The organism is Bradyrhizobium sp. WSM1417 (assembly GCF_000515415.1).
GTDB lineage: Bacteria > Pseudomonadota > Alphaproteobacteria > Rhizobiales > Xanthobacteraceae > Bradyrhizobium.
On the sequence record NZ_KI911783.1, the window covers coordinates 187,045 to 211,132 of the forward strand.

At 64.8% G+C, this 24,088-nt stretch carries 22 protein-coding genes; 10 read left to right on the forward strand and 12 right to left on the reverse strand.

Annotated features, from left to right (window positions below):
• Positions 1-119 precede the first annotated feature (119 nt).
• From BRA1417_RS0100940 to BRA1417_RS0100950, 3 genes are all read left to right on the forward strand, one after another.
• Positions 120-2,819, forward strand: a complete 2,700-nt coding sequence (locus tag BRA1417_RS0100940) for a DUF2235 domain-containing protein (protein ID WP_027514196.1) — start codon at positions 120-122, stop codon at positions 2,817-2,819.
• A 127-nt stretch (positions 2,820-2,946) separates the two neighbouring features.
• On the forward strand, positions 2,947-3,630 hold the full coding sequence (locus BRA1417_RS0100945) for a response regulator transcription factor (protein WP_027514197.1): 684 nt from the start codon (positions 2,947-2,949) through the stop codon (positions 3,628-3,630).
• On the forward strand, positions 3,627-5,564 hold the full coding sequence (locus BRA1417_RS0100950) for an ATP-binding protein (protein WP_027514198.1): 1,938 nt from the start codon (positions 3,627-3,629) through the stop codon (positions 5,562-5,564). Before BRA1417_RS0100945 ends, BRA1417_RS0100950 begins: the two co-directional genes overlap by 4 nt.
• Positions 5,565-5,685: 121 nt before the next feature.
• Here the strand turns inward: BRA1417_RS0100950 and BRA1417_RS0100955 are convergent, their stop codons facing one another.
• Entirely contained in the window at positions 5,686-5,967 is a 282-nt protein-coding gene (locus BRA1417_RS0100955) for a hypothetical protein (RefSeq protein WP_007597469.1), read from the reverse strand.
• A gap of 69 nt (positions 5,968-6,036) precedes the next feature.
• On the opposite strand from BRA1417_RS0100955, the gene BRA1417_RS45235 reads away from it, so the two are divergent.
• Positions 6,037-6,426, forward strand: coding sequence for a cysteine rich repeat-containing protein (locus tag BRA1417_RS45235; RefSeq protein WP_245286127.1), 390 nt, complete (start codon positions 6,037-6,039; stop codon positions 6,424-6,426).
• Positions 6,427-6,522: 96 nt separating this feature from the next.
• Here BRA1417_RS45235 and BRA1417_RS0100965 read toward each other — a convergent pair whose 3' ends face one another.
• From BRA1417_RS0100965 to BRA1417_RS0100980, 4 genes are all read right to left on the reverse strand, one after another.
• Positions 6,523-7,224 (reverse strand): hypothetical protein, encoded by a 702-nt coding sequence (locus BRA1417_RS0100965; RefSeq protein WP_027514199.1) that lies wholly within the window; start codon positions 7,222-7,224, stop codon positions 6,523-6,525.
• An 86-nt stretch (positions 7,225-7,310) separates the two neighbouring features.
• A complete protein-coding gene (locus tag BRA1417_RS0100970) occupies positions 7,311-8,021 on the reverse strand; it encodes a hypothetical protein (protein ID WP_027514200.1) in 711 nt (236 codons plus the stop codon).
• Between the two features lie 132 nt (positions 8,022-8,153).
• The gene (locus BRA1417_RS0100975) at positions 8,154-8,402 is read right to left on the reverse strand and encodes a hypothetical protein (RefSeq protein WP_027514201.1); all 249 of its coding nucleotides are present in this window, start codon (positions 8,400-8,402) and stop codon (positions 8,154-8,156) included.
• Between the two features lie 141 nt (positions 8,403-8,543).
• Entirely contained in the window at positions 8,544-9,518 is a 975-nt protein-coding gene (locus tag BRA1417_RS0100980) for a nitronate monooxygenase family protein (protein WP_027514202.1), read from the reverse strand.
• 109 nt (positions 9,519-9,627) lie between these two features.
• Between BRA1417_RS0100980 and BRA1417_RS0100985 the strand changes: the two genes are divergently transcribed.
• Positions 9,628-11,190 (forward strand): AMP-binding protein, encoded by a 1,563-nt coding sequence (locus tag BRA1417_RS0100985; RefSeq protein ID WP_027514203.1) that lies wholly within the window; start codon positions 9,628-9,630, stop codon positions 11,188-11,190.
• A 10-nt stretch (positions 11,191-11,200) separates the two neighbouring features.
• Here BRA1417_RS0100985 and BRA1417_RS0100990 read toward each other — a convergent pair whose 3' ends face one another.
• From BRA1417_RS0100990 to BRA1417_RS0101020, 7 genes are all read right to left on the reverse strand, one after another.
• On the reverse strand, positions 11,201-11,974 hold the full coding sequence (locus BRA1417_RS0100990) for a thioesterase family protein (RefSeq protein ID WP_027514204.1): 774 nt from the start codon (positions 11,972-11,974) through the stop codon (positions 11,201-11,203).
• Positions 11,975-12,117: 143 nt separating this feature from the next.
• Positions 12,118-13,086 (reverse strand): nitronate monooxygenase family protein, encoded by a 969-nt coding sequence (locus BRA1417_RS0100995; protein ID WP_027514205.1) that lies wholly within the window; start codon positions 13,084-13,086, stop codon positions 12,118-12,120.
• A 149-nt stretch (positions 13,087-13,235) separates the two neighbouring features.
• Complete coding sequence (locus BRA1417_RS0101000) at positions 13,236-14,636, reverse strand: aspartate ammonia-lyase (RefSeq protein ID WP_027514206.1); 1,401 nt, start codon at positions 14,634-14,636, stop codon at positions 13,236-13,238.
• A gap of 30 nt (positions 14,637-14,666) precedes the next feature.
• Positions 14,667-15,203, reverse strand: coding sequence for a hypothetical protein (locus BRA1417_RS0101005; protein ID WP_027514207.1), 537 nt, complete (start codon positions 15,201-15,203; stop codon positions 14,667-14,669).
• 47 nt (positions 15,204-15,250) lie between these two features.
• Positions 15,251-15,853, reverse strand: coding sequence for a YqaA family protein (locus BRA1417_RS0101010; RefSeq protein WP_081747784.1), 603 nt, complete (start codon positions 15,851-15,853; stop codon positions 15,251-15,253).
• 45 nt (positions 15,854-15,898) lie between these two features.
• A complete protein-coding gene (gene hisE, locus BRA1417_RS0101015; protein ID WP_027514209.1) occupies positions 15,899-16,303 on the reverse strand; it encodes a phosphoribosyl-ATP diphosphatase in 405 nt (134 codons plus the stop codon).
• 115 nt (positions 16,304-16,418) lie between these two features.
• Positions 16,419-16,790, reverse strand: a complete 372-nt coding sequence (locus tag BRA1417_RS0101020; protein WP_027514210.1) for a hypothetical protein — start codon at positions 16,788-16,790, stop codon at positions 16,419-16,421.
• 224 nt (positions 16,791-17,014) lie between these two features.
• Here BRA1417_RS0101020 and BRA1417_RS0101025 point away from each other — a divergent pair, with 224 nt between their 5' ends.
• The 5 genes from BRA1417_RS0101025 to BRA1417_RS0101045 all read left to right on the forward strand — a co-directional run bounded on the left by BRA1417_RS0101025 (position 17,015) and on the right by BRA1417_RS0101045 (position 24,057).
• Positions 17,015-18,061: an ABC transporter substrate-binding protein gene (locus BRA1417_RS0101025; RefSeq protein ID WP_027514211.1), complete on the forward strand. Its 1,047-nt coding sequence runs from the start codon at positions 17,015-17,017 to the stop codon at positions 18,059-18,061.
• A gap of 89 nt (positions 18,062-18,150) precedes the next feature.
• A complete protein-coding gene (locus BRA1417_RS0101030; protein ID WP_027514212.1) occupies positions 18,151-19,947 on the forward strand; it encodes a glucan ABC transporter ATP-binding protein/ permease in 1,797 nt (598 codons plus the stop codon).
• Between the two features lie 215 nt (positions 19,948-20,162).
• Positions 20,163-21,611 carry a D-alanyl-D-alanine carboxypeptidase family protein gene (locus BRA1417_RS0101035; protein ID WP_027514213.1) on the forward strand — a complete coding sequence of 483 codons (1,449 nt, stop codon included), beginning with the start codon at positions 20,163-20,165 and terminating at the stop codon, positions 21,609-21,611.
• A 190-nt stretch (positions 21,612-21,801) separates the two neighbouring features.
• Complete coding sequence (locus tag BRA1417_RS0101040) at positions 21,802-23,487, forward strand: long-chain fatty acid--CoA ligase (protein WP_027514214.1); 1,686 nt, start codon at positions 21,802-21,804, stop codon at positions 23,485-23,487.
• A gap of 15 nt (positions 23,488-23,502) precedes the next feature.
• Complete coding sequence (locus tag BRA1417_RS0101045; RefSeq protein WP_027514215.1) at positions 23,503-24,057, forward strand: DUF924 family protein; 555 nt, start codon at positions 23,503-23,505, stop codon at positions 24,055-24,057.
• Positions 24,058-24,088 lie beyond the last annotated feature (31 nt).

Consider the following 24,088-nt stretch of genomic DNA (forward strand, 5'->3'; position numbering starts at 1 on the left):
GGATTGTGTGCAGAATGCACCTGCATTTTCACGACGCAACCATTGCAACCATTGATTGGCTTCGGGGAGTGTAGCCCGGCTCGGGCCTGAAGCGTCCCCGTCGAATTGCCGGAGGGCTCATGCCGCACCATGATGGCGCGCCGAATGCCGATTATGCCGGACCAGAACGCACGCATATCGACGAGATGCATTCCGACGGGACGACCACCGCCATCCCGGCAAAACGCAAGCTGGTGCTGTTCGCCGACGGCACCGGCAATGCGTTTACCACCCAGGAATCCAGCGTCTGGCGTCTCTACGAGGCGCTCGATCACACCCAGCCGGACCAGATTGCCTACTACATCAAGGGCGTCGGCACCGCCGGCTGGGCGCCGCTCGCCGCGCTCGACGGCGCCACGGGCATTGGGGTGCCCGGCAACGTCCGCAAGCTCTACCGTTTCCTGTGCTGGAACTGGCGCGAGGGCGACGAGATCTACATTTTCGGCTTCAGCCGCGGCGCCTTCACCGCGCGCACGCTGGCGTCGCTGATCGCGAGCCAAGGCCTGGTGCCGGCGGAGGTTGACAAGGTTGCGGTGTCGCATGTGGAAATGCAGCGCAACACGATGGCTGCCTGGCGGGAATATCGTAAGGAGTCGGTCGGCTATCGTAGCCTGCCGACGATCTGGATCGTCCGCTGGATCCGCGATGTCCTGAGCTATCTCTATCACCTCGTCCTTGGGCATCGCTCCTATGCCAAGGTTCGCGAGGCGATGGACGGCCGCAAACAAATCGAGATCGAATTCCTCGGGCTGTTCGACACGGTCGAGGCCTTCGGCGTCCCGGTCGAGGAGCTCCGCCTCGCGATCGACTGGGCGATTTGGCCGATCTCGTTCCGCAATCACCGGCTGTCGAAGACGGTCAAGCGCGCGTGCCATGCGCTCGCGCTCGACGACGAGCGCACCACCTTTCATCCGCTGCGGATCGACCAGCGCGATCCTCCGCAGGGACAGGTCGTCAAGGAGGTGTGGTTCACGGGAGTCCATTCTGACATCGGTGGCGGCTATCCGGACTCTACGCTGTCCTTCGTGCCCCTGGTCTGGATGACTGATCAGCTCGACGGCAGGCTCCGGTTCCAGGACGGCACGATCGAGCATTTCCGCGAGTACCAGTCGGCGATCGGGCCGATGCATGATTCACGCAGCGGCGCCGCGGTGCTCTACCGCTACGGCCCCCGGCCGATCGCGGACCGCAAGGAAGATGGCGGATCGCCAGTGGTGCACTTCGCCGTCGTCGAACGCATGCTGCACGGATGCGACAACTATGCACCGCTGATGCTTCCGGCAAATGCCCGGGTGCTGCTGCCGAGCGGAGAGGTCTTGCCGCTCACGAAGGACGAGACGCGCAAGGCCATGAAGTCGGCCTACGCCGCAAGAACAGGGGATCGGCAAAAAGCGGCAGAAGCCGACGCATTCACAGCGATGAGCCCGCCGGATGCCGAGATGGCCAGACAGGTGCTCGATACCGTCTGGTGGCGTCGCGTGGCCTACTTCTCGCTGGTTATCGCGCTTGGCCTACTTGTCGCCTGGCCCTGGATAGCGCGCGCAGTGGTAGGGTCGTCGAAGGATCACGGTCTCCAGGACACCGGCCTGCTCAAATGGATCACGTGGTTCGACAACGGCACCGGCCCCGTCGTCAAGCCGCTCGCGGATCTTCTCGCGAATGTCCTGCCATCCTATGCAGCGCCGTGGCTTGCCATCGCACTCTACTATCCCTTTCTCACTACGGTTCTTGTCATTGTGATCCTCATCGCCTGGAACAGGAACGCGGTGCTGCGCGACAGCATTCAGGAGCGCGCGCGGCTGGCTTGGTACAGGCCCGACCGGAAGACCTCCAGACGCCGGGTGAGCAAATCGGGTTGGCTGCTCGGGATCGGACGCTGGATGCGGCTGCACGCCTGGCCGGTGCGCATGGCATTTACCAACCTCCTGCTGCCGGGTATTTTCCTCGCCGCCATTTTCGGCTCCGCGTTGCTGTTGACGTCCCGCGGTTATCTCAACTGGCGCGCAGGCATCGGCGACATTTGCACGAGCAGCGCATCGACGCGTGCGGTTGGCGACACGCCGGTTACCGCCCGTGACGGCGACTTGTTCGACGTCAGCGATTTTTGCTGGGCGAGCCGCCTCGCGGTCGAAAAGGGACGCAAATACCGCGTTTGGATTCAAATGGCCGATCCGTGGTTTGATCGCACCATCATGACCGGCTTGAACGGATTCAAGACCCCACCGGATTGGAACCACCGCTCGGCTGTCCCGATCCTGCGGCTCTACAGCGCAGACTGGTTCCAGCCGATCGTGCGGGTGGGCGCCAGAGGATCGAACAATCTGCCGCTGCAAGCCATCAATGGAATCCCGGCGGACGAGCTGCCGCGTCGGGTCAACGCGACGGTGCCGGCATACGAGGACAACACCAAGGACAATTACCCCAGTCGTGTCGAGGACTCCGTGGAGTTCGATAAGCCAGACAGCGAATTGAAGCGTGTCTGGCGCCCATTCGGAGATTTCGAGCCGATCCCGACCGAGGCGCTGCCAGCGGCACGCGCGCTATGGCGCGGGCAGGGATTGTCCGATCTGCTCGTCGCGGAATTCGTGGCACCAGAGTCTGGCGAGCTGTTCTTCTACGTCAATGACGCCGTCCAGTTCTTTCCGCAGGTCGTTCCATTGCGGTTTGCACCGTGGTGGCTAGTTCCGCTCCAGGGACCGCGTGTCCAGTTCTACAACAACAACAGCGGCACGGCGACAATCAGGGTCCAGCGGATTCCTGCTCCGCCTCCGGCCGACTAGCGAAGCCCCCGGGGCTGATTGCATGGAGGAGCCAATTGCGCCCCCATGATTATGGGTGTCGCGGCGCCCGCACCGCGGCTAAACTTGGCTCTGCGCCGCGGGGGACACGCGGTGCAGGACGATGATCATGACCGAACAGGGCGAGATGGGTGAAGCCATCACCATCCTCCTCGTCGAGGACGACGCGCCGACCTGCTGGCGGCTCCACGACGCGCTGGTCAAGGCCGGCTACGAGGTGCGCAGCGCCGGCACGCTCGCAGAGGCCCGCTCCGGGCTCGGCGAGCGTGCGCCGCGCGTGCTGCTCACCGATCTGCGGTTGCCCGACGGCCACGGCGTCGAGCTGATCCGCGAGACAAGGCAACGCTTTCCCGACACCGAGATCATGGTGATCTCGGCGCTCGGCGACGAAGAGAGTGTGATCTCCGCGATCACGGTCGGCGCCACCGGCTATCTCCTGAAGGACGCGTTCCCCACGGATATCGCCACCACCGTGCGCGATCTCGTCGCCGGCCATTCGCCGATCTCGGCCTCGATCGCCCGTTTCATCGTGCGCAGAACGCAAGGTGCCGCGCAGAATGTGGCCGAGCCTCCGCCGGGTCCCGCCCTCAACACCGCAAGGCTCACCCCACGCGAGATCGACATCCTCTGGGGCATCGCCAAAGGTTTCAGCTACGCCGAAATCGCGAGCCATCTCGGCCTGTCCAGGCAGACTGTGCCCGGCCACATCAAGAACATCTATCGCAAGCTCGAGGTGCACACCCGCAGCGAAGCGGTGTTCGAAGCGGTGCAGCAGGGCCTGATCAAGCTGTGAGCGAAATCGCGGCGAAGGCACCCGTCAAACCCGCGCGGCGCCGGCTGCTGGTCTCGCGCCTCGTCCCCTATCTGCTGCTCCAGGCGCTGATATTGGTCGCGACCGTCCTCGGGCTGCGGCTGCTCCAGCCCAGCGACCCCGACGACTTTGCCCTGAGCGAATTCTCGCTGCGCGAGGACGGCGTGGCGCGTCCCGTGACGTTGCCGCATTTCACGTCATCACGCTATTCCCTGGCCGACCCGCCGCTCTACACCGGCGCCTTCACGTTCCGCCGCGGCGATGTGGCGTCGGGATGGTCGGTATTCCTGCCGCGTTTCAGCAACGCGGTGGAAGTCGCAATCAACGGCGTGGTCATCCTGGATTCCCGACGCGATGCCAACGCCAACCGGCCCGACCGCAACACTCCGCAGATCGGGTCGATCCCGTCCTCGCTGCTGCATGAGGGTGCGAACGAGATCACGGTGCGGCTGCTGGTTTGGGGACCGCTCAAGGGCTTTCTCGATACCGTCTATGTCGGGCCGGATGCGGCCTTGCGGCCGGCCTACGAGACACGCACGCTGATGTTCGTCACGTTGCCCGTGGTGTTCTCCGCCTGGCAATCGATCCTCGCCGTCATCCTGGCGATCATGTGGCTGATGCGCCGCCGCGAGCCGGTTTACGGCGTCCTGGCCGTGGCGATGGTGCTCGGGGTGGTGCAGGCCTTCGCGCCGCCACCGGTGCCCCCCGTCAGCACCTCCCGGCTCGCCGCAGTGTTGCTCGCGTCCGCACCGATCGAAAGCGCCCTGGTCGTCGTCTTCGGCGTGCTGTTCTTCGGCTGGCGTTGGCCGCGTTACGGCATGCTGCTGTTCGCGCCGGGGCTCGTCGTGTTCGGTGTCGGGCTGATCGCCGGCCCGCCGCTGCCGCGCATTCTGTTTCTCCTGTTGGGGATTCCGACCGTCGGGCTCTGCCTGTTGCTGATGGCCTGCGTCACAGCTGCCGCAGTGGTGCGGCGGCAGGACGCGGCAAGCTTCACGCTCGGCTGCGCGGTGACCATCGTGCTGATCTGCTGGGTCCACGACATGCTGTCGGTGTTCGAGATCGTGACCGACGAGCGCATCTTCCTCTCGCGCCTGTCCTATTCGGCGATGCTGGTCGCGATCGGCGCCGGCTTGACCTGGCGGTTCGCGCGCGCGCTGAACCAGGTCGACAGCTTTGCCGACCAACTCGTGACGCGCGTTCGTGAGGCCGAGGAGCGGCTGAAGGCGAGCTTTGCCCGCGAGGAGGAGCGTGCACGGGCCGCCGCACTCGCCAATGAGCGCACGCGGCTGATGCGCGACCTGCATGACGGCCTCGGCGGCCAGCTCATCAGCATCGTGGCACTGTCCGAGCGCGGGCACGAGGGCGCGACCATCACCGACGCCGCCCGTGCGGCGCTGAAGGACCTCCGCCTCGTCATCGACTCCATGGACGACATCGGCGGCGATCTGATGCTCGCACTCGGCTCCTGGCGCGAGCGCGCGACCGCGCAATTGCGACCGCACGACATCGCGCTCGACTGGCACGTGGCCACGCCGCAGGGGTTGCCGCTGCATCCCGAGCTCAGGCCATGGCATGTCATCCAAATCGTGCGCATCCTCGACGAGGCCGTGACCAATGCGGTCAAGCACGCAGAGGCCCGCCGCATCGCGGTCACCATCGAGACGGTCGACGGAGGTCAGGGGCCGTACGGTGTGATCAGGGTCGCGGATGATGGCAAGGGCTTTTCGAACGGTTGTGCGCCGGCCGGCAGCGGAGGGGCCGCCGACGCGAGCCAGACCGCGCGGGGCCTTCGCAACATGAGGAGCCGTGCCGCGCGCTGCGGGGCGACGCTCGATCTGAGCTCGGATTCCTCAGGCACGCGCGTGCGACTGCAATTGCCGCAGGTTTTCCCCGACAGCGATGCCGCCGTCCGCTGAAAAGCCCCCTCTCCGAACGTATGGGACGCGCGGAGAGAGGGACGGGCCGGATCATTTGCCTGCGGAGGACGGGGGGATTCGTCCGCAAGGCTCCTTCGCCCGAACTCTTTCGTCGTTGTTCTCAGCGCACGCCGACGCGATTGACCGGACCACCGCGATTCATCGGCGTGCCCGCGCGCACGCCGACGCCAGGTGCGCCGACACCGGGTGTCGCGACCGCGACCGCAGCGGCCGGCGCAACCACCACTGCCGCGGTCGGCCGCACCACGCAACCCTTGGGTATCCCGACTGTCTTGCAATAGACCACCGCCTGCGCCGGGCTTGTGCCCAGCGACACCATCGCTGCACCTGCCAGCGCCAAAATCGTCAGCCCGGCGCTCAGCGCTCCCGCTCTTTTCGACATCTTGCTCTCCTGCTTCCCGTTCGGCGTCCCGATGCAATCACCGGGTCTCGCAGCCGACGTACAGCCTGAATGACAAAAGACGGCGCGCTGATACATGCCATGAAAATGGGGGTACGGCGGCGGGACGGGCTGGCCGATGCCATGAACATGGCATGGACCTGCGCCCGGCGCTCGCGAGATGGTCCGGCCCGCTTGATCCCATGCGGGACCAACGACATCCCAAGGAGGTGTTTTATGAAGATTTCGGTTCTTGCCGTGCTGCTGCTCGCCGCGACCGCCCAGACCGCCGCTGCGCAATCCGGTCCGACGCCGCAGGAGCAGATGACCTGCCGAAGCGACGCGAGCAAATTCTGCGCCGAACACATCGGCAAGCCGCCGCAGATGAATGCCTGCCTGCGCGAGAACAAGTCGAAGCTTTCGGACGGCTGCCGGAAGGTCGTGGAGTCACACGGCGGGTGAGTGGTCGCCGTCCACAGCGCAAATCTCGCCGGTGTTGCGTCAGATCATAGCCGTCGATGCGCCCGTCATAGATCGCGCGCGACGGCGAGGACGGACCTAATCGTCGTCGCCGAATAGCCTGATCTGCGGAAAGCCGCCGCGCGGTCGGCTCGGGACCTCGCGCGCATCGGCATCTTCGCGGATGTTGCGCGCGACGTCGTCCCAATCGGTCCGGTCGCGCATCCCGCGCGGCTCGCGGGAATCGTAGTGACGGCGCTCGGCCCAGCGCTCACGGCGCTCGGTCCGGCGCCGTTCAGACGTGGCCCGCTTGACGTCCGAATCCCTGGCCTTGGCATAGGCGTTGTCGGGTGGGGATGACGGCTCTGTCGAGGCCTGCTGTGCAGCAGGCTTCGCGAGTTGCGGAGGCGATGCCGGCGCTGGCTTGGGCGGCTCTACCGCAGCCGCTTGCGAGGGCTGTTCAGCGTTGGCCTGAGTGGTCTGCGTGCCGGGCTTCGCAGCTTCGGATTTTGCTTCAGGCGTGGATTCGGGTTTAGCGTCGGATTTGGCTTCGGCCTGCGCCGGCGCGGCGACCATGGCGCCAAATGCTTGCGAGCCGGTGAGATATTGCAAGCGCTCGGATGGCGCGTCCGTCGTGGCGGGCTTGGCGTCAGCGCGTTGCGCCATCTTGCTGGTATCAGGCCCCTGCTTGGGCGAGACCGGATTCATGATATTGCCGGCGACAATGCCGCCGCCGAGACCAATGGCGATGGCTGCGACGATGGTTCCTGCACCGACGAAATAGGCTGTCGAGGCGCGCATTGGTCCACTCCCTCTTTGGAGCGGGCAACGCTTGTCAATTGCCGGATGTTCCCGATATAGCCGCAATTCCGGAAGGAACTTGCGGGTTAGATCTGCTGCGCGACCTTCTCGAGCCCGATGATGCGGGCGAGCTTGCGCACTTCCTCTTTCTGGTCGTCACGCAGCTGGAACAGCAGCGGCATCGCCGCCGACTTCAACTGCTGGACCTCGTCGCAATTGGGATCGATGGGAACACCCTGCACGTTCGGATTGGACAGCTTGTTTGCCGAGATCTTGCGGACAACATTGCGCAGCGCGGTTTCAACCGAGGGCCAGTAATATTCTTGCGACGACGACAATTTCAGACGGTCCCTGATGCCCGCGATCTGCACGTCGGAGAGCAGCGAATAGGATTTCTGCGGCTGCGGCTTGGCGACGACCTTCGGCTTGGCCGGGACTTCGACGGCAGGAATCTCTGCAGCGGCCGGAGCCTCGTTCACGCTCGCCTTGGGCATCGGGAAATCGGATGGCGTGGCGGCGGCAAACGCCTGGCGCAGCGGCTCGGTCAGCACGGGCATTTGCGAGAGCTTGTCGGCAGGAACCTGGACCGGGTCGAACGCGGCCGAGGCCAGTGCCAGCGTCGGAACCAGACGATCCGCCTTGGCGGCCCGATTGGTTGCAAGCGGCTTGGGTGCCGGCGCCTGCGTGATCATTTCGGCGCTGACGCTGGGCACGCTGTCGCGGCCGAGAATGGCGGTGGTGGCGGCGCCGAGGACAAGGAAGCAGGTCAGCACGACGATGGTGATGGCTTTCGACAAACGTCTCTCCGCAACCGGCTTCAAGTCCACGTGATCACTGCCCGGAAACTGGGCGAAAATTAAGGCTTAACCGTGCCATTGCGACGGCAATCGCGCGGACTGCGGCGACATCGCCTAGAAAGCTCAACAAAATCAGGCAGCTATCGCCAGATCGTAGGCGTCCTGGATGTCGGCCACGATCTCCGAGGCCTCCCAGACTCCGCGCGGCTCGACCGATTGCAGCGCCACCGTCCAATTGCCGCCCCGGCGGGTGCGGGGGACGCTGACGATGTCGAAGCGCACATTGCGGCACAGCGGGTGGCGGGCCAGCGCATGGGCTACGCGAACACGAATCTCGTCCAGCGAAGCCGCCGTCTTGGCGTTCAGAAAGTCGAAGTCCATCGCCTGTCCCTCTCGGTCCTGATTGGCGGCCGTGAGAGGGAGTCTTGCCGGGCGTTGGTTAATCTGCCGTTAAGTGGGGGCCTCTAAGGAGCGCTCGATTAACCGTGAAGGGGGCGATGGGCCCTGTCGATCTCCGCATTTTTACGGGGAGAGGCGGCCACCCGCCTCCCGATACTCCGCGACCGTCCGCGCGACGAGACCGTTGACCTCCATCACTTCGGTCACACCCGATATCGAATGCCCGCCGCTCCAGATATCGCGCCAGCGCTTGGGGCGGCTCTCGCGTGCGTTGACATCGATGTCCTTGCCGATGTCGATCGCGCCGCGCGCCGGCAGATCATCGGGGTCGAGACCGGCCGCGACGATCGACGGTTTGAGCATGCTGGTCTGCAGGCCAGTGAACGCGGTGGTCAGCAAAATGTCGTCCGCGCTGCCGTCGACCAGCATGCGCTTGTGACGCTCGTCCGCCATGCTCTCGTGGGTCGCAATGAACTTCGTGCCCATGTAGCCGAGATCGCAGCCGAGCACTTCGGCGGCGCGCAATGCGTGCCCGTCGCTGATGCCCCCCGCGAGCACGATGATGCCATCGTAGAACGCGCGCACCGCGCGGACGAAGGCGAACGGATTGAGCCAGCCGGTTTGCCCGCCCGCGCCGGCGGTAAGCAGCACGAGCCCGTCGGCACCTGCTTCCGCCGCGCGTTCGGCGTGGCGGATCGAGGCAACGTCCGCAAGCACCAATGCACCGGCTTCATGCAGCGGCTTCAACACCGGCGCGGGCGATCCAACGGAGGTAATGACGAGCTCCGGCTTGTGGCGCAGCAGCACGGCGAGATCCTGCTCCAGCCGTGCATTGGAGCGGTGCACGATCAGGTTTGGGCAGAGTGGCGCGGCTTGGCGGCCGGTTTGATCTTCGTGCCGCAGCAGCCGCGTTTCGACGTCTGTGAGCCACGCCTCAAGCTGCTCGGCGCTGCGGCAATTCACGGTAGGGAAGCTACCGATCACGCCGTTGCGGCAGGCCGCGACCATAAGCTCGACGCCCGACACCAGAAACATCGGCGCGGCAATCAGTGGCAGGGCGAGGCGACCGTGGAAACGTTGCAGCCGATCCGACGTCACGCATGCCTCCCCTCGCGCGGGCTTTGTCGTTCCATCCCGCATTCCCTATGCTAGCGTTGCGGCAAACATTGGCACGCCAGAAGCCGATGACAAAGCAGCGAGGAAACATATGTCCGATCCGCTCCACGCATCGTCTCCGACTTGCGCGCAGGCGCTGCGGGCACTGTCGCGCTATCCGAGCCGCACTGCTTTCGCCTGGCCCGGCGGATCGCTGAGCTATCAGGGCACCATCGACCTGATCGGACGCATCCAGGGCGTATTCATGCGGCTTGGATTGCAGCCCGGCGCGCGGGTCGCATTCCTCACCGCCAATCGCGCCGACACCTGGTGCGCCGGCGTCGCCGCGCAGCTGTCGCGGCTCTGCGTCACCTGGCTGCATCCTTTGGGATCGCGGGGAGACCAGCTGTTTCAGCTCGAGGATTCCGGGGCCGAAATGCTGGTGGTCGATGCGGCCACCTTCCGCGAGCGCGGCGGCGAGCTCGCAGCGCAGGCGGCCTGGCTCAAGGCGGTGTTCACCACGGGACCGGCCGACTATGGCGTCGACCTGTTGCAGGCGATCGAGAGCGAAGGCCATGCCAGCGCGCATTGCCTCGCCGTCGCCGACGATCTCTCGACGCTGAATTACACCGGTGGCACGACCGGCAAATCCAAGGGCGCGTTGCGCTACCACCGCGAAAATGCCGGGGCCGCGGCCGCGATCCTCGCCGATTTCGAGATCCCCGATGGCGCGCGCTATCTCGCCGTCGCCCCGATCAGCCATGTCGCCGGCACGAAGGTGCTGCCGACCCTGATGCGTGGCGGCACCGTGCACATGCTGAAGGGTTTTGATCCCGAGGCCGTGCTGGCGACGATCGCACGCGAGCGCATCAACTTCACGCTGTTCGTGCCGACCATGATCTATGTGCTGCTCGATCATCCCGCGTTGAGCAGGACCGACCTCTCCTCGCTCGAACTGGTGCTCTACGGCGCCTCCGCGATGTCGCCGAGCCGGCTGATCGAGGGCATCGAGCGGATCGGGCCGGTGTTCTCGCAGCTCTACGGCCAGACCGAATGCTATCCAATCTCGGTGCTGCGCAAGGCGGATCACGATCCCAACAGGCCGGAGCTGTTCCTGTCATGCGGTTTCCCGATCGCGGCATGCGAGGTCAAGATCCTCGACGACAACGACCAGGAAGTGAAGACGGGCGAAGCCGGCGAAATCTGCGTGCGCGCTCCACACGTCATGGCGGAATACTGGAAGCGGCCGGACATCACCGCCGAGACGCTGAAGAACGGCTGGGTGCACACCGGCGACATCGCTCGCAAGGACGATCGCGGCTACATGTTCATCCTCGACCGCAAGAAGGACATGATCGTCTCCGGCGGCTTCAACATCTTTCCGCGCGAGGTCGAGGACGTGCTGTCGCAGCATGCGGACGTGGCCATGGTGGCGGTCGTGGGCATCCCCGACGAGAAATGGGGCGAATCCGTCACGGCTGTCGTCGTCCTGCGCGAAGGCGCAAAACCTGACGCCGATGAACTGATCAATCTGGTGAAGACGCGAAAAGGCTCGGCCCATGCGCCGAAGCAGATCCAGTTCGTCAAGCAACTGCCGATGACCGGCGTCGGCAAGGTCGACAAGAAGGTGCTGCGCGCGAGCTTTTGGAGCGGGCGGGGCCGAATGGTGGGATAGATAAGGAGCCTTACCGCTTCTCGATCACAAGGCTTTGCACGGCGCGACCGAAATAGCCCTGCCGGTCGGCGAGCCGCGACATCGCAAGCCCGGCGCCGTCGGGACCGATCCAGGAATCGCCGTCGAGCAGGATCCATTCGCCGATCGGCTGGCGCGAAAAGCTCACGGTGAGGTCGGCGTTGATATAGGTCCAGGCGCGGAAATCGAGCGACGAGGCGGTGCCGTTGGAAAAATCGGCCGCGACCACGGCGCGCATCGCCTGCGAGAGCGCTTCGCCTGCGATCAGGGGATGGTCGACGCGAAACCAGATCGCGCCGGCACCGGCTTGCCCGAAGCGGCCGCGCGCGGCGCGCATCGACACCGATCGCACGAACGGACTGGTGGCGGCATGACCGTCCTCGAGCAGCGAGTCCTCCGGCGACGGCAGCGTAACCGGCAGCGCCTTGACGTCCTCGGGCAGCGTCAGCGCCTGGCGCTTGATCTTGAGCACGGTGGCGCCAACCACCTGGACGCCGTCGGCGAGCAGCTTGACCCCGCAGAGCTGGATCTTGCGGCCCTCGCGCAAGATCTCGGTCGCGATCGTGAGCGGCGCCACCGGCACCGGGCGCATCAGGTCGATGGTGACGCGCGCGATGTCCATTGCAACTGGCGTCGGAATGCGCTCAGCCGCCCACGTCACCAGCGAGGCCGGCGCCGAACCGTGCTGCATACGCCGGTCCCACGGGCCCGCGGCATCCGGGCTGGTAATGACGCTGTCGCCGTCGACGCGGTAGATGGGGGTCATTCTTCACTCGATCTTGCTGGCGTTCCCCGGACGCGGCGCAGCACGCAGCGGTGCGCCGCAGATCCGGGGTCCATGTTGGGCGATGGGTCCCGGCTCTGCGCAGCAGCGTTGCACGCTGCAGCGCGTCCGGGAGACGAGACCGATCACAACGGCGGATCGACCGCCTCGTCGTACTCCTTCTTGAAACGCGCGATCATATCGGCGGCGGGGACGATGCCGTCGATGCTGCCGACGCCCTGGCCTGAACCCCAGATTTCCTTCCAGGCTTTCGGCTTGGCGCGCTCGCCGGAGGCGTCGGTGCCGAAGTTCATCTTGGAAGGGTCGGACGTCGGCAGGTTCTCCGGATCCATACCGGCGGCGAGAATCGAAGGCTTCAGATAGTTGCCGTGCACGCCGGTGAAGAGGTTGGAATAGACGATGTCGTCGGCCGTCGCGCCCGCGATCATCTCCTTGTACTTCTCGACCGCATTGGCTTCCTTGGTGGCGATGAAGGCCGAGCCGATATAGGCAAAGTCGGCGCCGAGAATGCGCGCGGCGCGGATCGCCTTACCGTTGCCGATCGCGCCCGACAGCGCGATCGGGCCGTCGAACCATTTTCGTGTTTCGGCGACGAACGCCAACGGCGAGATCGTGCCGGCATGGCCGCCCGCGCCCGCCGCGACCAGGATCAGGCCGTCGGCACCCTTCTCGATCGCCTTGTGCGCAAATTTCTGGTTGATCACATCGTGGAAAACGATGCCGCCCCAGCCGTGCACGGCCTGATTGAGCTCCTCGCGCGCGCCGAGCGACGAGATGATCATCGGCACCTTGTACTTGGCGCAGAGCTGCATGTCATGGTCGAGCCGGTTGTTCGACTTGTGCACGATCTGGTTGACCGCAAACGGCGCCGACGGCTTGTCGGGATGCGCGCGGTCATAGGCCGCGAGCTCTTCGGTGATCCGCGCCAGCCACTCGTCGAGCAGCTCCGGCGGCCGCGCGTTCAGCGAGGGAAACGAGCCGACCACGCCCGCCTTGCACTGCGCGATCACGAGATCGGGGACCGAGATGATGAAGAGCGGCGAACCGATCACGGGGATCGACAGGCGCCCCTTGAACAAGGCAGGCATGGACATTGCGAGACGATCCTCTGTTGGCGGTCAAATCGAAGCTGGGAGCCATACCAACAAGGCAATCTTTCCACTGTCAAGTATTGCGTTTTGGTGCCGTGGAGGACGGCGTTACCGCAATTCCAAGCCGCGGAATTCAGCGCGGGACGACGCCATCACGCAAGCAAATCCGGATTGATCAGCCGCTCGAACGAGAACATCTCGTCCCATTTCTCCTGGGTCAGCAGCTTGCGTTCGACCACGACGATCTGGTGCAGCGACTTGCCGCTCTTGTAGCCCTCGCGCGCGATCTCGGCGCATTGCTTGTAGCCGAGCAGCGGCTTCAGCACCGTGACGATACCCAGTGAGTTCAGCACCATGTTGCGGGTGTGCTCCGCATTGGCAGTGATGCCCACGACGCAATTCTCGCGCAGGCTGTTGACCGCGCGCTCCATGGTACGAATCGAGAAGAACAGCGCGAACGAGATCACCGGCTCCATCACGTTGAGCTGGAGCTGACCCGCGGATGCCGCGAGCGTCACGGTGGTGTCGAGCCCGATGACGAGGAAGCTGGTCTGGTTGACGACCTCGGGGATGACAGGATTGACCTTGCCCGGCATGATAGAGGAGCCCGGCTGAAGCTGCGGCAGGTTGATCTCGTTGAAGCCGGCACGCGGGCCCGAGGCGAGCAGGCGGATGTCGTTGCAGATTTTGGTCAGCTTGCTCGCGGTGCGCTTGAGGACGCCGGAGAGCTGCACATAAGCGCCGGTATCCGACGTCGCCTCGACGAGATCGCCTGCAAGGATGAAGTCGACGCCGGTGAGCGCGCTCAGATGCCGGACCGCGAGCTTGGGATAGCCGTGCGCCGCGGTGACGGAGGTGCCGATCGCGGTGGCGCCGAGATTGATCTCGCGCAGCAGCGCGCGCGCCTCGGAGATGCGATCGACCTCCTCGCCCATGGTGGTGCCCCAACCGCGGAATTCGGCGCCGAGTGACATCGGCACCGCGTCCTGCAAATGGGTGCGGCCCATCTTGAGCACGCGATCGAACTCCCTGCCTTTGGCGAAGAACGCCTCCTGGAGCTGACGCAGCGCCGTCATGTAGCTCTCGAGCCGCAGGATCAGCGCCAGCCGAAAGGCGGTCGGATAGGTATCGTTGGTTGACTGGCCGTAATTGACGTGATCGTTGGGGCTGACGTGCTGGTAGTCGCCCTTCGCAAAGCCGAGCGATTCCAGCGCGAGATTGGCGATCACCTCGTTGGCGTTCATGTTGGTGGAGGTGCCGGCCCCGCCCTGGATGAAGTCGGTGACGAACTGGTCCATCATATCGCCGGCGATGACGCGATCGCAGCCGACGATGATGGCTTCCGCGACCTTGGTGTCCACCGCGCCGAGATCGCGGTTGGCCATGGCGGCGGCCTTCTTGACGTAACCGAGCGCCTTCACGAAGTAAGGCTCCTGGTTCATCGGAATGCCGGTGATGTGGAAGTTCTCCTTCCCGCGGATGGTCTGGACGCCGTAATAGATGTCGTCGGCGATCTCACGCTGTCCGAGAAAGTCCTGCTCCGTGCGGCTCATGGGCGCTCCTTGCTTGCTCGCGCGACGTCCTCAGTTCTGGCACAGCGCGCTGGTGACGAAGGTGTCGGTGCGGCAGTCATCCGGTTTGCGTTGCCTACCCGGGATCAGAACCTTGGCCGAGCACTTTTCGGCGGAGTCGGCATTCAGGCTCTTTCCTTCCGTGTAGCCCTTGCTCTGGCAAAGTTTGTCGGCGGCGAGCTTGCAGTCGGGCGCGCCGTTCGACGAGGCCGGACAGGCTACGCGTCCCGACACCATGGTCGACGGCTTGGCCAGGCGCGACAAGTCGTTCATGGTCTCGCTCGGGCTTTTGATCGGCGGCAGGATCGAGGGCAGCTTGTCGAAGAGCTTGCCCATTTCGTTGATCAGCCCGGGATTTTCCTCATGCGCCGGCGGCGACGAAGGGGCTGTCGAGGGCGCCGGTGCGACCTGCGGTCCTTGCTCCTGCAAGCCGAGCGCCGGCGGTGCGGATTGCGGCCATCCGGTCCCGCCGGCAACGAGCAGGACGGAAAGCACCGCAAATGTCAGCGTGCCCAGTCGCAGGACCGGATTGCCGGATCGAAGCATCATGACGCCAACCGTAGCCGAACGAGGCGCGGGGGCAAAGCGCCTTCGGGTTAGATCAATTTGACTGCGACGACAAAGCCGAGCACGAGCACCGCGGCGCCGATTGCCACCACCAATCCGAGATGCTTCTCGATCTTGACCCGGATCCAGTCGCCGTAGCGGTTGAGCAGGATCGCCACGATAAAGAAGCGCCCGCCACGCGCCACGATCGAGCACAGGATGAAGAGCCCGATATTGTAGCCGGCAAAGCCGGACGTGATGGTCACGAGCTTATAGGGGATCGGTGTCAGGCCCTTGAGCAGGATGATCACGGCACCCCATTCGGCATAGGAGGCGCGGAAGGCGTCGACCTTGCCGCCGAGGCCATAGACCTCGATCAGCCAATGGCCGACCGAGTCGAAGAGCAGCGCACCGATGGCGTAGCCCAACAGGCCACCCAGCACCGACGTCGCAGTGCAGATCGCCGCATAGACCCAGGCGCGTTGCGGGCGCGCCAGTGACATGGGGATCAGCATCACGTCCGGCGGGACGGGAAAGAAGGAGCTTTCAGCGAAAGCCACGGCGCCCATGATCCAGAGCGCGTAAGGCTTGTGAGCGGCGTCGATGCACCAGTCGTAGATACGTTTCAGCATGGCGCCGCGATGAAGCACCATGGGACGGATTTGTCCATGCCGAGATGGGACCGATTTGTACCAATACTAGTGGCGCTTGCGCGTGGTGCGGCCTTCGAGCGCGACGATAGGCCGCCTTGCGGCGACGCGGGGTGACGCAACTTTGGGCAGTTTCATCGCCGACTTCGGCAGCTTCTCGGCGATGCCGAGCATGTCTTCACGCCGCGTCATCTCGCGCCAGACGTCCTCAGGGCGCACGCCGGCAGAGGCCCAGAGCACGGTGAGATTGTAGAGCAGATCGGCGCTTTCCCGGATCACGGCTTCGCTATCGCCGTTGACCGCGTCGATGACGACCTCGATAGCCTCTTCAGCCAGCTTCTTCGCCATTTTGGACGGGCCGCGCTGAAACAGCCGCGCGGTGCGCGATGTTGCCGGATCAAGGTCCCTGGCCGCGAGCACAGCCAGATATAGCCGCTCAAGCGAATCACTCATGTACGCGAAGCTACTCTAAACCCATGGCGGGGACGTTAACGCACGGCAGCAAAAGCAAAAAGCCGGCCGTAGCGGCAAGAGCGACGGCCGGCTAGTCGACACTTGCTAGCCAAAGCTAGTAGCAAGTCGAAAGGTTACCTTGGCCGCCCTGCGCGGACTGGTATGGGCCGCCGCAACGGTGATACGGGCGCGGACCGATATACGAGTCGCCGCCGTAATAGACCGGACCGTCGTCGTAGTAGACCGGGCCGCCGCCGTAATAAGCAGGAGCATCATAAGCGTAGGCGTCACGGGTCGCTGCGATTGCGAGGCCGGTGCCGATAGCACCGGCAATGGCCGCGCCGGCAAGGGCCGCACCGCCGCCGCCACCATGCCAATGACGGCCGCCCGCGTATGAAGCGGTCGGAGCCATTGCGGTCAGCGCCAGCACCGCGGCGGTAGCGAGAACGGCCTTACGGCCGACAAATCCCGAAAATCTATCAAACATGTCCTGGACCCTCCTTGGGACCTCGAATGGTGCCTGATGACAGGCTCGTGTCTCTCAAACACCCGCATCCCATGTTGGGTTCCCCTACCCCAACACAAGCTGAACGGGGTTGCGTGATCGTGACGCAACCGCCGCTCATCCGCCGTTCATATTGGCGCGGACAAGCTTGTCGCCAGCCGGCGCTCCGAGCGTCACCAAATCATAACACCGGACCGGCGCGACTGATGTTCGAATTCACGACAATCGCTCTTCGCGGTCTGCTGGCCGCTGCAATCTCGCTTGCGGTGCTGACTGCGCGCGACGTCACGGCGGCCGAGACCGCTGTGCCTTCCATTGCGATCCACTTCACCTTCGACCGCCCTATCGATGCGAGCATGGCGCCGTTCTTTCTTGCCGCAAAGGACGGCAGCTTCAGCGCCGAACGTCTCAACGTCTCCTTCAGCAGCGCGGCCGGATCGCCGGAGGCGCTTGCGCGCGTCGCCAAGGGCGACAGCGAACTCGGGCTCGTCGACATCAACGAGCTGATCCGCTTCCGCGACAAGGATGCGACACCGGTCAAGGCGGTGTTCGTGCTGTTCAATCGCGCGCCCTACGCGATCATCGCCCGCAGGAGCCGCGGTATCCACCTCCTGCCCGACCTGGACGGCAAGACCGTCGGCATTGCCGATAGCGATCTGTCGATGCGGCTGTGGCCGGCACTGGCGCAGCAGAACGGCATCGACACGGCTCACGTGAAATTCCACAAGATCAGCGCCGCGGTGCGCGAGCCGATCCTCTCCGCAGGACAGGTCGATGCCGTCGCCGGCTTCAGCTATCTCTCGGCAGTAAATCTGCGCGACCGCGGCGTGCCAGGCGACGATCTCGTCGCGCTTCGCTATGCCGATTATGGTTGCGAGGCCTATGGCTTTGCCGTCGTGGTCAACCCGGCTTTCGCCGCGGCCAAGCCGGACGCCGTGAAGGGATTCGTCCGCGCATTGATCGCCGGCATCAACGCGACCGTCAAGGAGCCGGCGCGCGCGGCGGACGAGGCCGCGAGCCGCATCGAGGACGGCGACCGCCATCTCGAGCTGGAGCGCCTGCGCACCGTCCTCGCCGACAACATCCTGACCGACGAGGTCAGGCGCAACGGCCTCGGCGACATCGACCCCGCGCGCATGGACCGCGCGATCGACCAGATCGCGCAGGACTTCAAATTCCGCAAACGGCCGGCGGCGGGCGATATCTTCGACGGCGGGTTCTTGCCGCCAGTCGCAGGGCGGTTGATCAACTGAGCAAAACCGACAGCTTCCGCTATATCTCGCCGCCGATCCCTGATTAGAGTATGGGCTCACTCCGTTCGATCCGCCCGAGCTCCTCGCCCATGCCCATTCTCCGCCTCTACACCCGCGTTCTCGAGCTGCTCGGCAAGGAGGCACGGCTGGGCTGGCTGCTCGCGATCGTCAATCTCCTGCTTGCGGGCTCGCAATTCGCCGAGCCGGTGCTGTTCGGCCGAATCGTCGATGTGCTCTCCGGCAAGACGGTCGCAGGCTCCAACTCGGCCTGGCCGTTCCTGGTTGCATGGGTCGCGTTCGGGCTGTTCACCATCGCCTGCAGCGCGGTCGTAGCGTTGCAGGCCGACCGGCTCTCCCACCGCCAGCGGCAGGCGGTCCTGACGGACTATTTCGAGCACATCATGCAGCTGCCGCTGACCTTCCATTCGGGCACCCATTCGGGCCGGTTGATGAAGGTGATGCTGAACGGCACAGATGCGCTGTGGCGATTATGGGTCGGCTTCTTTCGAGAGCATTTTGCCGCGATCCTCTCGGTCGTGGTGCTGCTGCCGCTGTCGCTCTACCTGAACTGGCGGCTTGCAATCCTGCTGTTCGTGCTCTGCATCGTCTTCACCGCGCTGACCACCTTCGTGGTGCGCAGAACCTTCGGCATGCAGATGGAGGTGGAGGAGCACTACAGCGAGCTCTCCGCGCGCGCTTCCGACGCCCTTGGCAATGTCGCGCTGGTGCAGAGTTTCGTGCGCATCGATTCCGAGGTGAAGGGCCTGCGCTCCGTCGCCGACGAGTTGCTAGCGGCGCAAATGCCGGTGCTGTCGTGGTGGGCGCTCGTCACCGTCATCACGCGCGCCTCCACCACGATCACGGTGCTCGCGATCTTCACTTTCGGCATCGCGCTGCACGACCAGGGGCTGACCTCGGTCGGCGAGATCGTGATGTTCGTGAGCTTCGCGACGCTGCTGATCCAGAAACTGGAGCAGGTCGTGAGTTTCATCAACAACGTGTTCATGGAAGCCCCGCGGCTGCGCGAGTTCTTCAACGTGCTCGATGCGGTGCCTGCGGTGCACGACCGGCACGACGCGATCGATGCGGGTCGGCTCTCCGGCCTCGTCGAATTCAACGACGTCACCTTCTCCTATGACGGCAAGCGGCCGGCGGTGGAGGACCTCTCCTTCACCGCGCTTCCCGGCCAGACCATCGCGCTGGTCGGCGCGACCGGCGCTGGAAAATCCACTGCGATTGCGCTGCTGCATCGCGCCTTCGATCCGCAGTCCGGCTTCATCAGGATCGACGGCATGGACGTGCGCGGGGTGACGCTGACATCGCTGCGGCGGAACATCGGCGTAGTCTTTCAGGAGGCGCTGCTGTTCAACCGCTCGATCGCGGAGAATTTGCGCGTCGGCAAACCGGACGCCACCGAGGCCGAGATGCGCAAGGCGGCGGAGCGCGCTCAGGCGCTCGAATTCATCGAGCGCAGCGGCGGCTTCGAGACCAATGCCGGCGAGCGCGGCCGCATGCTGTCGGGCGGTGAGCGCCAGCGGCTGTCGATCGCACGTGCACTGCTGAAGGATCCGCCGATCCTGATCCTGGACGAGGCGACCAGCGCACTCGACGCCGTCACCGAGGCCAAGGTGAATACCGCTCTCGACGAAGTGATGAAGGGCCGCACCACCTTCGTGATCGCCCATCGCCTCTCCACCATCCGCAATGCCACGCGCATCCTGGTGTTCGAGAACGGGCGTGTGATCGAAAGCGGAACTTTCGATGAACTCGTGTCCAAAGGCGACCATTTCGCCGACCTCGCCAGGGCTCAGTTCATGGTTCAGGAGAACGCACGGGCCAGCGTGACAGCGGCTGAGGCTGCCGCGACTGCAGCCAAGTCGCCTTAGTAAGTCGCCTTGGCAAGCCGCTTTGGCAAGTTCTCATGGTATCGTCGAAATTCGGCCTATTTCATTGCGGAATACCCCGCTGATGCCCCTATTCCCGACGCACCAGCCGGTATAGGTTTGCGGCGCCGCAAGCGGCGGCGCTGGATTTCAGAACCGAACATCAGATCACGAGAGCCGACCGGAACCGGCGGGTCTCCAAGGACCGGAATCGGATAGTGCACGCTCTTCGCCCGCTGCTTCGTCAATCTCTGTTCAACCTGCTCGCCGCGGCCCTCGCATGCGGCGCATTGCTCGCGCCGCGCGCGGCGAGCGCCGAAGCGCTGCTCCTGATTGAGGCCGACAGCGGCAAGGTGCTGCAGGCGGAAAACGCGACCATTCCCTGGTATCCGGCTTCCGTCACCAAGATCATGACCGCCTATGTGACGCTGAAGGCGGTCAAGGACGGCAAGCTCACTCTCGACACACTTCTCACGGTGTCGCCGACGGCAGCCTCGCAGTCGCCGTCGAAGATGGGGTTTCGCCCGGGAACGCAGCTTACCGTCGACAACGCACTCAAGATGATGATGGTGAAGTCGGCGAACGACATGGCCGTCGTGCTCGCCGAAGGCGTCGGCGGTTCGATCGACGGCTTCTCGGTGCTGATGAACGACACCGCGCAGAAGCTCGGCATGACGCAGACGAGCTACGTCAATCCGAACGGCCTGCCCGCCGACGGACAGATCACCTCCGCGCGGGATCTCGGCATTCTCGCGCGCTCGTTCCTGCGCGACCTGCCCGAGTACGAGTATTTCGTGCATATTCCAGCAATCCGCTTCGGCAAGCGCGTCACCGGCAATTTCAACAAGCTGATCGGCCGCTATCCCGGCGCCGACGGTTTCAAGACTGGCTTCATCTGCGCCTCCGGCTACAACCTCGTCGCATCGGCCACCCGCAACGGCCGCCGGCTGATCGCCGTCGTGCTGGGCGCCAACTCCGGCACCGCGCGCGCGGTGAAGGCGGCGCAGCTGCTGGAGCGCGGCTTCTCGCAAGACAATCTCACCTGGCTCCGGCCCTCGCTCGGCACCGTGGACAAGCTGGTGCCGGTCGACGCGTCGCCGCCGAACCTGCGTGACGACATGTGCGGCGGCCATCGCAAGCGGCCGGCCAGCGACGATGACGACGCGCTGATCGCGACCAATGGCGGCACATCCGGATCGGCTTCGGCCACGGGCGGCGAAGCCCAGGTCACCTTCTTCACGGCCGGGCTTCAGCCGCCCCTGATGAAGGCCTCCGAGCTGATGGCCTCGGCCCCGGCGGCGACCGAGCCCGTGCTGGTGTATACCGGCCCGACCCGCACCGGGACTGCGCTGATCGCGGCGGTCGCGGCCGATGCCGACCAGCAGGCCACGCCAAAGCCGCGTGGCAAGAAGTCGCGCGTCGCCAAAAAGCCCGACGCGGCAGACAAGCCGAAGGATGCCAAGACGGCGGCGGCGAAGCCCGACAGCAAGCCGATGGCGGCCGCCAAGCCGGCCGACGGCAAATCCGCAGCCAAGCCGGCCGGTACCAAGCATGCCGCAGCCAAGCCCGATGCGGCGGCAAAGCCTGCGGCAAGCGGTGAGCAGGCGGCCAAGCCCGCCAAGCCCAAGGCCGCGACCAAGCCCGCCAAGCCGGCCAACAACAGTTAACGGCCGACGCGAGCCGAGACCGCGCAGCATTTCGCACTTGCGGCAGCGCCATTTGCGAGGATTCCGATAGCCACTCCCTGACGTTTGTCTTAAGCCTCGACCGCTTGCCACCCGTTCCGGCAGGCTCGATACTGACGGCAATGAGGCAAGCCCGAGACACAACGGGCTCTGGTCAATGAGGGGAGTTTCCATGGAGCGCATCTGGCTTAAGCAATATCCGCCCGGCGTCCCCGCCGATATCGAGCCGACGCAATATTCATCGCTGGTCGACCTTCTGGAGGAGAGCTTCGCCAAGTTCGCCGACCGCAAGGCGTTCATCTGCATGGACAAGTCGATCAGCTATCGCGACCTCGACCAGATGTCGCTGGCGATGGCGTCCTACCTGCAAGGGCGAGGCCTGCAACGCGGCGCCCGCGTCGCGATCATGATGCCGAACGTGCTGCAATATCCGGTCGCGACCGCGGCCGTGCTGCGCGCCGGTTTCGCGGTGGTCAATGTCAATCCGCTCTACACGCCACGCGAGCTCGAGCACCAACTCAAGGATTCCGGCGCCGAAGCCATCATCGTGCTGGAGAACTTCGCCCACACCGTCGAGCAGGTGATCGCGAAGACGCAAGTCAAGCACGTCATCGTCGGCAGCATGGGCGACCTGCTCGGCTTCAAGGGCGTGATCGTCAATCTGGTCGTTCGCCGCGTCAAGAAGATGGTGCCGGCCTGGTCGCTGCCGGGCGCGGTGTCCTTCAACGACGCGATCTCCGCCGGCCGCTCTCTGGCCTTCAACAAGCCGAAGCTGTCGCCCGGCGACGTCGCCTTCCTGCAATATACCGGCGGCACCACCGGCGTGTCCAAGGGTGCCACCCTGCTTCATCGCAACATCGTCGCCAACGTCCTGCAGAACGACGCCTGGCTGCAGCCGGCGATGGCCGCGCCGCCGCACGTCGATCAACTCATGGTCGTCTGCGCGCTGCCGCTCTATCACATCTTCGCCCTGACGGCTTGCTACCTGCTCGCGGTGCGCGCCGGCGGCTGCAATCTCCTGATCCCCAATCCGCGCGACATCCCGGGCTTCATCAAGGAATTGGCGAAGTACCAGGTCAACAACTTCCCCGCCGTGAACACGCTCTACAACGGCCTGATGCACCATCCCGACTTCAAGAAGCTCGACTTCTCCAAGCTAAAGATCTCGAACGGTGGCGGCATGGCGGTGCAGCGCCCGGTCGCCGAGCAGTGGAAGGCGATCACGGGCTGCTCCATCGCCGAAGGCTACGGCCTGTCGGAGACATCTCCGACGCTGACCTGCAACACCACGACCGATCCCGAGTTCAACGGCACCATCGGCATCCCCGTGCCCTCGACCTGGATCTCCATCCGCGACGACGACGGCAACGAGATGCCGCTTGGCCAGCCCGGCGAGATCTGCGCCAAGGGCCCGCAGGTGATGTCGGGCTACTGGAACAGGCCGGAGGAGACCGCCAAGGTGATGACCGCGGACGGCTATTTCCGCACCGGCGACATCGGCATCATGGACGAGAGGGGCTACACCAAGATCGTCGATCGCAAGAAGGACATGATCCTGGTCTCCGGCTTCAATGTCTATCCGAACGAGATCGAAGAAGTGATCGCGAGCAACCCCGGAGTGCTCGAATGCGCCGTCATCGGCATTCCCGATTCCAAGTCGGGAGAGGCGGTGAAGGCGTTCGTGGTCAAGAAGGACCCGAACCTTACGGCGGAGGCCCTGGTCAAGTTCTGCCAGGAGCAGTTGACGGGCTACAAGGTGCCCAAGCACATCGAATTCCGCACCGACCTGCCGAAGACCAATGTCGGCAAGATCCTGCGCCGGCAGCTGCGCGACGAGAAGAAGGCGGAGGCGGCGTAAGCGCCTCTTTCGTTCATGACCGACGACAGCAACATCAGTCCGGCCGGCATCCTCGCCTTCTGGCGCGAGGCCGGCCGCGATGCATGGTACGAGCGCAACGACGCATTCGACACGGAGGTCAGGCGCCGCTTTCTCGCGCTGTGGCAGAAGGCGGTCGCCGGCGAGCTTTCGTCATGGGAGGCGACCGACGGGGGCGCACTCGCGCTCGTCATCGTGCTCGACCAGTTTCCGCGCAACATGTTTCGGGGCACGTCGCAGGCCTTTGCCAGCGACGCGTTGGCGCGCGACGTCGCCCGCCGCGCCATTGCACGGGGTGCAGATCAAAGGATCGACCCGGTCCTGCTCGAATTCCTCTATCTGCCCTTCATGCATTCCGAGCACCTGCCCGACCAATTGCACTGCGTCGCGCTGTTTCAAAACACCGAGAATGCCGAAAACCTGAAATACGCGCGGGAGCACGCCGACATCATCCGGCGGTTTGGCCGCTTCCCCCACCGCAACCGTCTGCTCGGCCGCGACACCACGCCGGACGAGCAGGCCTTCCTCGACGGCGGCGGTTTCGCCGGCTGATGACATAACGGTGAAGGGTCCCGCCCTCACC